At 41.4% G+C, this 14,145-nt stretch carries 11 protein-coding genes and 1 pseudogene; 6 read left to right on the top strand and 6 right to left on the bottom strand.

Annotated features, from left to right (window positions below):
* Window positions 1-120: pseudogene (locus tag HYG89_RS13450) on the top strand (IS30 family transposase); the annotation flags it as partial.
* A 54-nt stretch (window positions 121-174) separates the two neighbouring features.
* On the opposite strand, the gene HYG89_RS13445 reads toward HYG89_RS13450, so the two are convergent.
* A complete protein-coding gene (locus HYG89_RS13445) occupies window positions 175-1,191 on the bottom strand; it encodes a putative solute-binding protein (RefSeq protein WP_004969750.1) in 1,017 nt (338 codons plus the stop codon).
* 387 nt (window positions 1,192-1,578) lie between these two features.
* Here HYG89_RS13445 and HYG89_RS13440 point away from each other — a divergent pair, with 387 nt between their 5' ends.
* The gene (locus HYG89_RS13440; RefSeq protein WP_178867913.1) at window positions 1,579-3,519 is read left to right on the top strand and encodes an ATP-binding cassette domain-containing protein; all 1,941 of its coding nucleotides are present in this window, start codon (window positions 1,579-1,581) and stop codon (window positions 3,517-3,519) included.
* Between the two features lie 456 nt (window positions 3,520-3,975).
* On the opposite strand, the gene HYG89_RS13435 is transcribed toward HYG89_RS13440, so the two are convergent.
* The 5 genes from HYG89_RS13435 to dnaA all read right to left on the bottom strand — a co-directional run bounded on the left by HYG89_RS13435 (window position 3,976) and on the right by dnaA (window position 10,766).
* A complete protein-coding gene (locus HYG89_RS13435; RefSeq protein WP_004969754.1) occupies window positions 3,976-4,338 on the bottom strand; it encodes a hypothetical protein in 363 nt (120 codons plus the stop codon).
* Window positions 4,339-4,499: 161 nt separating this feature from the next.
* Entirely contained in the window at window positions 4,500-6,968 is a 2,469-nt protein-coding gene (gene gyrB, locus HYG89_RS13430; protein ID WP_004969755.1) for a DNA topoisomerase (ATP-hydrolyzing) subunit B, read from the bottom strand.
* Between the two features lie 44 nt (window positions 6,969-7,012).
* Complete coding sequence (gene recF / locus HYG89_RS13425; protein WP_178867912.1) at window positions 7,013-8,095, bottom strand: DNA replication/repair protein RecF; 1,083 nt, start codon at window positions 8,093-8,095, stop codon at window positions 7,013-7,015.
* A 37-nt stretch (window positions 8,096-8,132) separates the two neighbouring features.
* Window positions 8,133-9,281, bottom strand: coding sequence for a DNA polymerase III subunit beta (dnaN, locus tag HYG89_RS13420; RefSeq protein WP_004969759.1), 1,149 nt, complete (start codon window positions 9,279-9,281; stop codon window positions 8,133-8,135).
* A 108-nt stretch (window positions 9,282-9,389) separates the two neighbouring features.
* Window positions 9,390-10,766, bottom strand: coding sequence for a chromosomal replication initiator protein DnaA (dnaA, locus tag HYG89_RS13415; protein ID WP_004969761.1), 1,377 nt, complete (start codon window positions 10,764-10,766; stop codon window positions 9,390-9,392).
* Window positions 10,767-11,426: 660 nt separating this feature from the next.
* Between dnaA and rpmH the strand changes: the two genes are divergently transcribed.
* The 4 genes from rpmH to yidC are packed head-to-tail and all read left to right on the top strand — an operon-like array spanning window position 11,427 to window position 14,084.
* The gene (rpmH, locus tag HYG89_RS13410; RefSeq protein WP_000831329.1) at window positions 11,427-11,561 is read left to right on the top strand and encodes a 50S ribosomal protein L34; all 135 of its coding nucleotides are present in this window, start codon (window positions 11,427-11,429) and stop codon (window positions 11,559-11,561) included.
* A 31-nt stretch (window positions 11,562-11,592) separates the two neighbouring features.
* Entirely contained in the window at window positions 11,593-11,985 is a 393-nt protein-coding gene (gene rnpA, locus HYG89_RS13405) for a ribonuclease P protein component (RefSeq protein ID WP_004969764.1), read from the top strand.
* A 9-nt stretch (window positions 11,986-11,994) separates the two neighbouring features.
* On the top strand, window positions 11,995-12,315 hold the full coding sequence (gene yidD, locus HYG89_RS13400; RefSeq protein WP_178867911.1) for a membrane protein insertion efficiency factor YidD: 321 nt from the start codon (window positions 11,995-11,997) through the stop codon (window positions 12,313-12,315).
* 5 nt (window positions 12,316-12,320) lie between these two features.
* Complete coding sequence (gene yidC / locus HYG89_RS13395; protein WP_004969769.1) at window positions 12,321-14,084, top strand: membrane protein insertase YidC; 1,764 nt, start codon at window positions 12,321-12,323, stop codon at window positions 14,082-14,084.
* Window positions 14,085-14,145: the final 61 nt, after the last annotated feature.

The raw sequence follows: 14,145 nt of genomic DNA, 5'->3' as shown, positions 1-14,145 counted from the left end.
TCAAACGAACAAATAGAGCAGATAGAATTTGCACTCAACCATCGTCCTAGAAAAACACTAGGTTGGTATACACCGAGTGAAGTTATGGCTGGTTTTTATACTGTTGCACTTGCCGCTTGAATCCGCCATATAAAAAAACCTAGACTTTTCTAGGTTTTTTTATTAAAAATCAATCTATTCACCACCAAGTGAACATTCAAAATTGGTTTTTTCCACAGAACAACGAGCGCGTTTTAACACACTCATCATGGCAGGGTCATAAATACCGCGTTTGGTCATATCCATACGTCCATCACGTAGCATTTTTTGATATTTAGTTTTATCTTCTGCGCTCAAGTTCATTTTATATTTGGCTGGAATTTCACCTTCTAAACGATTAATCATACTCATCGCTTTAGGCAGATTTTTTACAAACCAATCTCGTGATTTTTGCCCAAAGCCCGCAGGGAATTGTTCAGGGCGAATCACAAAGTCTGCGGTCACTTGTAATACAGGGAAGTTAAACATCGCCCCGTTATTGCCTAAACCCTTGTAGATTTCTAAAGGTTTGTACGCATAGGCAGGCGCACCGACCATATCGACCTGACCATTGTTAAATTTCGCCACAAAGTTAGATACATCAGAAATGACAGCTTGCGCACCTACACGCTGCACCATAATTTTTTGTGCATCGTCATAGCCCAATACCGCAAACTTTTTCCCTGCTGCTTTTTCAATCGAGCTGATGTTCTTGTCGCGCACAAAAATAAAGGCCGAACCTAAAGGTGAAATACCCGCAACTTCATATTTCTTGCCACCTAAATTGGTAACCATTTTCGCTGCATTACGTTGATCTAAAGCAAAGCTGATGGCACGTTGTGCAATCGCATTACTTGGCGCACCACCTAAAGCATCAATCGAGCCTGCAAATTTATTGTATTGGCGAGCACGCATGGCGGTCATAAATACCCCATCACATTTGCCTGCTTTAAAATCATTGTCTGCGACAGCTTCATCCTGACGTGGAATTAAATTGACTTCTGCACCCCAGCCTTTTGCTGCTAGCGCCCACTCTTGTGCCATCTGAAAAGATTCACCTGACTTACCCAGTAAGTCAAAGACACATACATCTACTTTTGCTGCTTGCGCCTGAGCACTGAAACCGATCGCTGCGAATGCTGTCAATGTTGCGCTGACCCATATTTTTTTCATTGTTTCGATCCTTCTACAGATTTTTTTATTTTTGAGTGTCCGTACACGAAACAAATATTAAGCAAGTTCAAATTAAAAAAATAGAGCATTTACTCGAATTTCATCTGTCAATTCTGCCAAAACCTTATACTGCCTTATTTAAGCGATCATTTTTATTTCATAATTCACTTATATTTTATAGATTTAGATCAAAATAAAGATCATTTCCAACATGCACGTATTTTGTGCTTGTTTACAAAGTCATAAAAAAAGCCTGTTGTTAGATCATAATTTTTAAACATCACAAGAGAGATTTTTCGCAAATCACAAATAAAACTGGGCTTATTTTTGTTTTCTGGTGGGCTTCCATTAGAATATGCCCAACTTTTGTTGTGACCAGTAAACACCATGATTCAACTTGACCAAGTTTCTTTACGCCGCGGTGGACGTGTTTTATTTCAAAAAGCGTCTATGCAAATCCATCCAGGCTGGAAAGTCGGTCTTACAGGTGTCAATGGTGCAGGAAAATCCAGTTTATTTGCTGCGCTTTTAGGTAGTTTAACCCCAGACGAAGGTACGTTGAGCCGTCCGCAAGGCTGGACTGTGGCGCACATGGCACAGGAAGTTAAAGCATTGGATTTGCCTGCGATTGATTTTGTGCTGTCGGGTGATGAAGAATACTGGAACATTCAACAACAACTGCAACATCCTGAACAATTAAATAATGACCAACTTGCACATTTGCATGGTCGTTTTGATGAAATTCATGGCTATACCGCACCCGCCAAAGCCGCACAACTGATGGCAGGTTTAGGTTTTATGGAACATCAAAACAGCTTGGCGGTCAGTAGTTTTTCTGGTGGATGGCGCATGCGTTTAAATTTGGCGCGTACCTTAATGAGTCGCTCCGAATTATTATTACTGGACGAACCAACCAACCACTTAGACTTAGATGCAATTTTATGGTTAGAAGACTGGCTTAAAGCCTATGCGGGAACTTTGGTGCTGATTTCCCATGACCGTGATTTTTTAGATGCCATTACCGATCATATTTTACATATTGAAAATAGTGAACTGACTTTATATACAGGCAATTATTCAACCTTTGAAACCACACGCAGTGAACGCTTAGCACAACATCAACAAGCGTATGAAAAACAATTAGAAACCCGTGCACATTTACAAAAATATATTGATCGTTTTAAAGCCAAAGCCACCAAAGCACGGCAGGCACAAAGCCGTATCAAGCAATTGGAACGCATGCAATTGCTTGCCCCTGCGCATGTAGATACACCATTTACCTTTAGTTTCCGTGAACCGACCAAAATGAGCTCACCCTTACTGACCTTGGAACAAGTCAGCATTGGTTATGCAGACAAAGTGATTGCCAGCAAAATTAACCTACAAATTACCCCGACCAGTCGTATTGGTTTATTGGGGATGAACGGCGCAGGTAAATCGACCTTAATTAAATCCTTAGTGGGTGAATTGGCGTTATTGGCAGGTACTCGCAAAGCCTCAGAATTACTCAATATTGGCTATTTTGCACAGCATCAAATGGATGCTTTGGATGATAGCGCCAGCCCGATGCTACAACTGGCACGCATTGCCGATAAAAAAATCAGCGAAGCCACTTTACGCGCCTTTTTAGGCAGTTTTGGTTTTAGTGGCGAACGTATGGACACGCCTTGTGAAAGTTTTTCAGGAGGTGAACGTGCACGTTTGGCTTTGGCTTTAATTGTCTGGCAACGTCCTAACGTACTGATTCTGGACGAACCGACCAACCATTTAGACTTAGATATGCGACATGCCTTAACCATGGCATTACAGGATTATGAAGGTGCAGTGGTATTGGTGTCACACGAACGTCAATTAATTGCCAGTGTCTGCGATGACTTACTCTTGGTTCATGCAGGACAATGCACAGAATTTGAAGGCGATTTACAAGATTATGCCCAATGGTTACGCCAAGCTCGTGCAGACATGCTTAAGCAAGGTACATCCAACACAGCTCCATCCAATCCAAGTCCAGTGGTTGAGAACAAGACTAACCTAGTCAAAGTAGATAAAGAAGCTCAACGCAAACTGGCAGCACAACGCCGTGAACAAACTCGCCCTATTCGTAAAAATATTGAAAAATACGAAGCGCAAATTGAAAAAATTCAACCGCGTCTGACTGAAATTGAAACCGAACTGGCAGATCCTGCCCTATATGATGCCAACCGTAAAGATGATTTACTCAAACTCATGAATGAACAAAATGATCTGAAAACCAAATTGGCACAGGCAGAAGAACACATGCTTGAATTGATGATGGAATTGGAAGAACTCGAAAGCAGTTTTGAATAACCATATCGATGAGATTTAACCCTATACAAAATAGGGTTAAATCTCATCATATTTCGTAGAATATGCATTGTGTATGTTCCATACTTATAAGACACATTCGTAATAGTTTTAATCTTTAGTTTATCTTCACAATAACCACGCAAAGAAATTTAAGTCACTCTCTGCGTTTGTTTATTTTTTCTTATCAATCTTGCACCACAGCATAGTTGTATGACACCCCCCACCCTGAATAAAAGTAAGACAACATAGCTACCAAGCAAGAAGTTTTGAATTTAAAACTCAGTGTGATTTTTAAATTCAAAATCTACAATTTAAATTTAAAAGCAAAAAACTTAGTTATCCACAACTCAAACTAACTGTTATTTTAAATTCAAAACTCTAATTAAAGCCAAATCAATCCATTCTTTCATGGTTATTTTGAGTCATTGAATCTCAGTGATTCACAGAAAATCGCTGCTACTCGGCAGTAATTTTTGCTTTGCTAATACATAATTCTTGTATTTTCCAGCCCTGAATATAGCGCCAGATTTCTTGAATATACCCTTGATCATCCGCCAAACCAATTTGAATCCGACAGTTAACCTGCTCACGATCAAACTCATATTCTTCTAATTCAACATTCGGTTTGATCGGTTTCCAGACACCATTATTCACTGCATGCTGAATGTTGGCATAACGTGTTTCACGATTTTCCACACGTGATTCTGCCGTATAAACGACTTTAAAATCTTCATCTTCATAGTGTGCTAACAGCTCCACATTGCCAGTAAAAAAAGCATTCACCCATGCATCACGTGCTTGTTCTAATTGATTATCCATCTTAATGATTCTCCTCTATTTTTGGCTTAATGTAGCTCAGCATGACAGAACAATAAGTCAGTTTTATAAAAGTTATTTGGATGAATCACGACAACAACAAAAGCCAAACATAAAAAAGCACTCCGTAGAGTGCTTATGGTTATGCGGATGATTTGGACGAATTAAGCGTCAATATCTGCATTTAAGGCATTTTCTTCAATAAAGGCACGACGTGGTTCTACATCATCGCCCATTAAGCAAGAGAACATGCGGTCTGCTTCAATGGCATCATCAATGGTGACTTGCAACATATTGCGGTTTTCTGGGTCCATCGTGGTTTCCCAAAGTTGTTCCGCATTCATCTCACCCAAACCTTTATAGCGCTGAATCATCATGCCGCGACGCGAGTCCTGCAAAATGTGTTGCCACACTTGATGGAAATTGTTGACCGTAATTTTACGTTCGCCTTTTTCCAAATACGCACCTTCTTCAAGCAGCGTAAACCAGCTTTTTGAATTTTTCAGCAAACGTGCATATTCAGCTGAACCCAGCAAACCTGTGTCTAGCAAATAGGTATGTGGCAAGTTGTGCACATATACCGTGATTCGTGGCCAATACGTTGCAGATTTTTGACCATCCGCATCTTCTTTTTCAAACTGTTCGATGCTTAATTCAGGACGCAAACTTGGTTGTAATCGTTCAATGCTTTGACGTAATTGCTCGCCCCATTGTTGTACATACGCCTGATCTGCTGCTTGATCAATTTTAAAGGCATCTAATTCTAATAAACCATCCAACAGACTTGCAGGATAACGCAGCGTTAAACGGCTCAAACTCTTTTGTGAAGTTTGATAATCAGCAATGACTTTGGCTAAAGCCTCACCACGAATTGCAGGTGCATCAGCACTCACATGCAGCTCCAATTCATCAATCGCATTAGAAATTAAATAGGTTTCTAAAGCATCGTTATCTTTGATGTATTGTTCCTGCTTGCCTTTTTTCAGCTTATACAATGGTGGCTGTGCGATATAAATATGACCACGCTCAACCAATTCTGGCATTTGACGGAAGAAGAAGGTCAATAGCAAGGTACGAATGTGTGAACCATCTACGTCAGCATCGGTCATGATGATGATTTTGTGATAACGCAGTTTGTCTGGGTTATATTCTTCACGACCAATACCACAGCCCAAAGCGGTAATTAAAGTACCTACTTCTGCCGATGAAATCATCTTGTCAAAACGGGCACGTTCCACGTTCAGGATTTTACCTTTCAGTGGCAAAATTGCCTGCATTTTACGGTTACGACCTTGTTTAGCCGAACCACCTGCAGAGTCACCCTCGACTAGATATAATTCAGATAATGCAGGGTCTTTTTCCTGACAGTCAGCCAATTTACCAGGCAAACCTGCAATATCCAAAGCACTCTTGCGGCGCGTCATTTCACGGGCTTTACGCGCCGCATCACGGGCACGCGCTGCATCAATAATTTTACCCGCAATGGATTTTGCCGCTTGTGGATTTTCCAATAAATATTCAGAGAAAGATTTATTCATGGCCTGCTCAACAGCAGGTTTCACTTCACTCGATACCAATTTTTCTTTGGTCTGTGATGAGAATTTTGGATCTGGCACTTTGACCGACACAATCGCGGTTAAACCTTCACGCGCATCATCACCCGACACCACGACTTTTTCTTTTTTCAGGATATTTTCGCTTTCCATGTAGTTGTTTAACCCACGGGTTAGCGCAGCACGGAAGCCTGCCAAGTGCGTTCCACCGTCTTTTTGTGGAATGTTATTGGTAAAGCAACGTACGTTTTCCTGATAGGAATCATTCCACTGCAAAGCAACTTCTACGGTAATTCCGTTTTCAGCCTGTGTCGTGAAATGGAAAATTTCATTCAGATGGGTTTTGCCTGCATTGATATATTTCACAAATTCAGACAAACCACCTTCATAGTCAAAAATATGTTCTAAATTGACACGTTCATCACGCAATACAATACGCACGCCCGCGTTTAAGAAAGACAATTCACGCAATCGGCGTGCCAAAATATCCACATTAAAAATGGTTTGGCTAAAGGTTTCAGCACTTGGCCAAAAACGCACAGTCGTACCTGATTGCTCAGTGTCGCCCACTACTTTTAAAGGATATTGTGGATCACCATGGCGGTATTCCTGTTGGTGAATTTGACCCGCGCGTTTAATCGTTAATTCAAGTTTACTCGATAAAGCATTGACCACCGACACACCAACGCCGTGCAAACCGCCCGACACTTTATAACTGTTGTCATCAAACTTACCACCTGCGTGCAGAATGGTCAGAATGACCTCTGCTGCAGAGACACCTTCTTCAGGGTGAATATCGGTTGGGATACCACGACCATTGTCAGATACGCTGACAGATTCATCTTCATGGATAGTCACCAAAATTTCATCACAATGACCCGCCAAAGCTTCATCAATAGCGTTATCGACTACCTCGAACACCATGTGATGCAAACCTGTACCATCATCTGTATCACCGATATACATGCCTGGGCGTTTACGAACAGCATCTAGGCCACGCAATACTTTGATACTAGAGGAATCATAAGCCTTTTCATTGGTTTGTTCTGTAGTAGAGACAGATTGATCTTCTGAACTCATGGTTTCTCCCTAGTGAAAAATAGGTCTATCCAAAGATAAAAAAATTATTGCTCAACAGCCTGCACCGTTCCGTGATCGACCTGAAATAAGCGATAAGGAATCGACAACGCTTGTAAGTGTTGTTGCACGGATTGATGATCTAAAGTGGTAATAAAAACTTGACTACCCAATTGGCTTAATCGTTCAATTAAACGTTGTTGTGCGCTTAAATCTAATTCTGCTGTCAGATCATCTAATAATACCACAGTTTCCTTATTAGACGCATGCAGCATTGCAATCTGTGACAGTTTTAATGCCATAATCAATAGCTTTTTCTGCCCACGTGACAGCACCACATCGGCATCACCCATTGGGGTTTTTAAGCGTAAATCGGCGCGGTGTGGCCCATATTCGGTATAGCGACGTTCCACATCTTTTTGATGATAATTGCACAGATCATTCAACAAGCCTGTTTCGGTATGAAAGCCTGCGCTGTATTCCAGACTAATGTGTAAATCAGGCAATAAATACTGTAAATCTTGTGCAAAAAATTGCTGCCATTGTTCCACCGTTCCCAAACGCTGCCGATGCAAAATCTCACCATAATCACTGAGCATTTTGTTCCACGGTTCCAAGTCCGACAGACTTAAATGTCGCTGTGATTTAAGCAAACTATTACGTTGTTTTAAGGCACGTGAATAATATTGCCAAGCGTGATAAAACTCTGGTTCCACGTGGAACATCAACCAGTCCAACAGTTGCCGTCGTGGTTTTGCACCATGGTCAATAATATCGGTACTGAGTGGATCAATATGTTGTAAAGGCAGAATTTTAGCCAATTGCCCTTGGGTCGCAACAGGGTCGCCATTGACCTTAATCATCTGCTCACCCGATGCCATTTTTTGCATGCCAATTTTTTCAGTCAATGACTGAGCAAATACAATCGCATCTTGGCTACTGTTCTGAATGTAATTTTTAGGAATATGGGTGCGAAAAGAACGCCCTGTCGCCAATAAATGAATCGCTTCTAAAATCGAGGTTTTACCCGAACCATTTTGCCCATAAAAGACGTTAAACGGCTGCAACTCATGAAGTGCAACCGCTTTTAAGTTCCGAACACGCTCGATATGTAAACGCGTAATATGCATGATTCAGCTAGATTTAATCTTGAAATAAACCGCTCACTTAAACACGCATTGGCATCACAACATAGGTTTGATCTTGATGTGCTGGATCTTGTACCAATACCGATTGATTGGCTTCGGTCATGGTCATCGATACATCATCGCCATCCAATGCCCCTAATACGTCCAATAAATACTGTGCGTTAAATGACATTTCTAACGGCGAATCGGCATATTGAATCGCTAAATCTTCAATTGCTTCATCTTGTTCTGGGTTATTGGCACGTAATTGCAAGGTGTCCGCACTAAAATTCAGGAATACGCCACGCAATTTTTCATTACTTAAAATCGCCACACGCTGTAAAGATTGTTTAAATACATCATGCGCGATCAGCACGTTTTTATCACCACCACGTGGAATCACACGGCGATAATCTGGGAACTTACCATCAATTAATTTAGTGGTAAAACGCACGGTAATTTCTGCTTGTTCTTTGTCACGGCTTGGGGTGCGAATGGTCACATTCAGCAATTCACGCCCAATTAAAAGTGCCAGTTGTTCATCTTCAATGCTCAGCAAACGCTGCAATTCAGCCACAGCTTTACGCGGCACAATGGCTTGAATTAATTGAGTAGCTGTCGAAGATGCCGCTGTTTCACACAAGGCCAAACGGTGACCATCTGTGGTCACAGCACGTAATTGGTTTTCATCAATTTCTAACAAAGTACCCGTTAAATAAAAGCGTACATCCTGCACTGCCATCGCAAACGCAGTTTTTTCAAACAAACGCTTCAGCTCACGCTCAGTAACCGTCACTTGCGTACCTTGAGCATTTTCTGTAGCCAATAATGGATAATCTTCCGCAGGCAAAGTACCTAATACAAAGCGGCTATTGCCCGATTTTAAAATACAGCGCTGATCTTCAGTGATTTGCAAATCAATCAAAGCTGCGCTTGGTAAAGATTTACAAATATCCATCAGTTTACGTGCAGGCACTGTAGTTTCCCCTGCCTGTAAACATGCCCCTTCAGTCAGATTCGTACTGGCAACCAATTCCACTTCCAAGTCCGAACCAGTAATGGTTAAGGCTTGCTCAGTCACCTGAACTTTGACATTGGATAAAATATTTAAGGTATGGCGACGTTCAACCGCTCCTACGACATGTGACAGAACATTCAGTAAGCTTTCTTTCGCGATTTTTAAACGCACGGTACATTCCTCTAACAACTGAAGATTGGAGTATAAAATAGGTTTTTTAGCAGTGTACTATGCGGCAAAAGCTGCCGCATGGCAAGAACAGAATTTGAGCAAATTCGGTCAACTTTGCAACAATCGTTGCAGGTTTTTATAGTCTTCGTTAAAGATCGGATCTTCTTCGCGCAGGCTTTGTACTTTTTCGCAGGCATGCATCACGGTACTGTGATCACGGCCACCAAATGCCATACCAATTTCAGGGAAACTATCGCCTGTCAGCTCACGTGCCAAGCCCATTGCCAACTGACGTGGACGCGCATAAATACGGGTACGTTTTGGCCCCACCAATTCTTTGAGCGGAATACGGAAATATTCACTCACGACTCGCTGAATATTTTCGGTACTGATGGTACGTGCGCGAATTGCCAAGACATCTTTTAAAGATTCACGTACCACATCTAGATCGATTGGGGTGCCTTTAAAACGGGAAATTGCCACCACTTTATTGAGTGCACCTTCAAGTTCACGCACATTAGCCACCACTTGCTGGGCAATAAATAAAGCACAGTTACGTGGTAAATCTACGGCGCTGCTTTCAGCTTTCTTTAATAAAATTTCAATTCGGGTTTCAATATCTGGCGGTTCTACCCCGACTGATAAGCCCCAAGAAAAACGTGACACCAAACGTGCATCCAATTCGGTTAATTCTTTTGGATAACGGTCTGAAGTCAAAATAATCTGTTTAGATTCATCCAATAAAGCGTTAAAGGTATAGAAAAACTCCACCAAACTGGCTTCTTTACCTGCCAATAAGTGAATGTCATCCACCAATAACAAATCTAAAGAGCGGCAGTTTTTCTTAAATTCTTCAACCTTACCCTGCTGCAAAGAGCTGACAAAATCCTGCACAAAACTTTCTGCAGTCATGTACATCACCCGTGCATTCGGTTTGGCTTGCAACAAAGCATTGCCCACCGCTTGCATCAAGTGAGTTTTACCCAAACCTGTTGGGCCATACAAAAATAATGGGTTGTGCTGTGAAGCCCCCAATTGGGTCAATACCTTGCGACAGGTTTCCGCAGCCATTTGGTTAGAACGACCTTCCACAAATAAGGAAAAGGTAAATAACGGATTGAGTTGGCGTTTACGGCTTTTTGCAGAACTTTCTTCTTTTTCACGTTTAGGCTTGGCCACAGGCGCAGGGCTAGATTCCAGCGCAGCAGTAGTGGTAGCAGGTTGTTCACTGGCCGATAAAATTGCACCTGGACGCGAATCGACTAAAATTTCGACCTTACGCACGCGTCCCTCAGACAACTGCTCTGCCAAAATAGTAATCAATTCCAGATGATGTTCTTGAATGTAACGCGTCCAATAAGGATTAGGCGCATAAAGTTTTAATGTATCTTCAACTTCTTCTGCCACCAATGGGCGAATCCACATTGTAAAGACATTTCCAGAGAGCTCTTGTCGCAAGCGATTTAAGCAGTCCGTCCAAAGCATGTGAAACCCCTATCTAATCCATTTTTAAATTTAAAACTTCTCTCGACCGCCTGAGCGGGTCGCCATTCTAACCAAGTTATCCACATCTGTCATGACAAAATCAGCAAAATTGCTCAAAAAAGGAATCATTAAACCTGAATTTAAATTTGAAACGTGGTGTGGATAAGTTTATCCGCAAGGTGTGGATAAAATATAGCACAAAGTTATCCACATAGTATTAAAATTATAGAAACACAGATATCCACAATTCAAAATTTTGTTTTATAAAAGAAAAAGTGGGTTTTCAACAGAAAAATGCGTCCCTAATAGTAATAAATTTAAATTTATAAATTTGAATTTATTTATAAGAAACGTTGCAACTGTGGATAATTCAATCTGAGTTTAAATTTAAATTCAAAACCGAAAATTTTAAAATTAAACAGAATAAGCTTGTGGATAATTATGTGAATAATACTGTTAATAACTTATTAGTCAAGCATAAACAATTGCTTATCTTGTGTATACTTTAATTTGTATGATCAACCAGTCAATTGAGCGAAAACTTGTTAAAAAGAAAAATTTAGGCTTATTTTGCAAGAAACCGTGTTTTTCATTGACAGCTCAAGCAATGAGCACTAAAATCGCGGACCTTTATAGAAAGATCATTTTTGGAGTTTCGATATGAAACGTACATTTCAACCATCTGAATTAAAGCGTAAGCGCGTTCATGGTTTCCGTGCTCGTATGGCTACTAAAGCTGGTCGTCAAGTATTGGCTCGCCGTCGTGCAAAAGGTCGTCACAGCTTAACTGTTTAATACAGTCACGCTGAACCGACTCTTGGGTGTTATGACAACACTTTATGGCTTCAGCACAGAGTTGAGATTACGCTGTGCTGCCGATTATAAAGGTGTGTTTGATGGTGCGCTTTTTAAAGTGCATCAACCCCATTTCTTATTTCTTGCAAAACATTCCGAACTGCCGAATAGCCGTTTGGGTCTTGTCGTTGCAAAAAAGAAAGTGCGTCGTGCACACGAACGAAATCGAGTAAAACGACTTGCTCGCGAAAGTTTTCGCTTACACCAACAGCAATTAAATGACTTAGATATTGTGGTAATGCCCAAAGTTGGGGTAGATACGGTATCTAATGCGGAATTGCATCAGCAATTACAATTTGCTTGGCAGAAGTTACAACGTCTCGCCAAAAAGCATTCAAAAATAGCTCCCTCCCCACAAAAGTAGAGATGGCCAATGGTACGTTTACTGCATTGGTTGATACGTTTCTATCAGATCGCGATTAGTCCTTTATTGGGACCACGCTGTCGCTATATTCCAACATGTTCTCAATATTCTTTGGAAGCAGTCCATACGCATGGTGCTGTACGTGGTGTGTGGCTGGCTACAAAACGTATTTGTCGTTGTCATCCGTGGGGTGGTGCGGGCTATGATCCGGTGCCGCCAAAAGTCATTCGTTTTATTTCATTTCAGCAAATAGATTCTCAAACGCATCACATTACTGTACCCTTTCGTGATCGTTTATTGAACCAAAATCACTCTAACCACTTGGGGTAATAGATATGCAACAATGGGCCAGGTTTGCAATTCTCGGGGCCATGTTTGTCGTCGCATATTTGCTCATTTTGGCGTGGCAAAAAGATTATGGAAATGCTGAAACAGCACCGCAGCAAAAAACTGCCGTTGTTTCACATGAAGTGTCTGCAGATTTGCCGAATGCCCAAACGGCTACAGCAGCTTCTGATGTACCGCAAGCAAATATTCCTGCACAGCAAACAACCGATGCCACAGCACCTGTAAGTCAGCAGCTTATTTCAGTACAAACTGACCTTTATCATCTTTGGATCAATCCGAAAGGTGGTGATATTGTTCGTGTTGAATTACTCAATCATGACAAAAATAAAGACAGTGACGATCCTTTCGTCATGCTGGAAAGCGATGCTAAGCGCACCTATGTCGCGCAATCTGGGTTAATCGGGCTGAATGGTCCAGACAGTAGCCGTAATGGCCGCCCAAGCTATGAAATTGAAAAATCGACTTATAGCTTAGCCGATGCCAAAGAAAGCAAAAATAAAGCGGGTGAAACAGTTAAAACTTTAACTGTCCCAATGGTATATAAAACTGCCGATGGTGTAGAAATCATTAAAACCTTTAGTTTTACTGAAGGTGAATATCCTGTGCTGGTGAATCACAAAGTGATTAACCGCAGCAGCCAAAACTGGCAAGGTCAGATGTTTGGTCAGTTGAAACGTGATAATTCAGATGATCCAGGCAAGTCAGATCAAGGTATTTTTACCTTGGGTACTTTCCTTGGCGGCGCATGGGGAACACCTGAAGAACACTACAACAAGTTGAAATTTGACAATTTTAATGACGAAAAATTGAATGTCGATGCAACAGGTGGTTGGGTGGCCGTGGTTCAGCACTATTTCGTGAGTGCATGGGTTCCAGGGCAGTTAAAATTGACGCAGGCCGATGGTCAACCGTATGCAGCGAAGTTGGAATCACGTAAATCTAGCGATGAAATGAACATCATTGGTTTTACCTCGCCAACCATTAATGTCCCTGCAGGTACGGTGGCAGAAGTTGATGCGACCTTCTACTCTGGTCCAAAAATTCAGTCTGAATTGAAAGATTTGGCGACAGGTTTGAACCAAACTGTGGATTATGGCTGGTTATGGCCAATTGCAAAATTATTGTTTATTGGTTTGCAATTCTTCCATGGTTTAGTGGGCAACTGGGGTTGGTCAATCATCTTATTAACCGTTCTTGTCAAACTGATTCTTTGGCCGTTATCGTCTAAGAGCTATCGTTCTATGGCGAAAATGCGTGTGATTGCACCAGAAATGCAGCGCATGAAAGAAGAATTTGGCGAAGACCGTATGCGTTTCTCGCAAGAAATGATGGCACTTTATAAACGTGAACAAGTGAATCCACTGTCAGGTTGTTTGCCATTGTTACTACAAATGCCAATTTTCCTTGCCTTGTACTGGGTATTGATGGAATCGGTAGAGTTACGCCATGCACCGTGGTTAGGTTGGATTCAAGACTTATCGGCAATGGACCCTTGGTTTATCTTGCCATTGTTGATGGGTGTGACCATGTATGTTCAACAAATGTTGAACCCACAGCCAACAGATCCAATGCAGGCAAAAATCTTCCGCATTATGCCTGTGGTATTTACCGTATTCTTATTGTTCTTCCCTGCAGGTCTAGTTCTGTACTGGATTGTCAACAACTTGATTACGATTTTGCAGCAAAGCTTGATCAACAAAAGTGTTGAAAAAGACCGCGCTAAACGAGAAGAGGCAACTCCAGTCAATTAAGTATGGCTGAGCTGCTGAATAAATCCGCTTAAGATGGTAATCTTAGGCGGATTTTTCTTTG

The organism is Acinetobacter sp. SwsAc5, from assembly GCF_013391485.1.
Classification (GTDB): Bacteria; Pseudomonadota; Gammaproteobacteria; order Pseudomonadales; family Moraxellaceae; genus Acinetobacter; species Acinetobacter towneri.
This window is presented reverse-complemented; position numbering and strand designations above follow the sequence as displayed.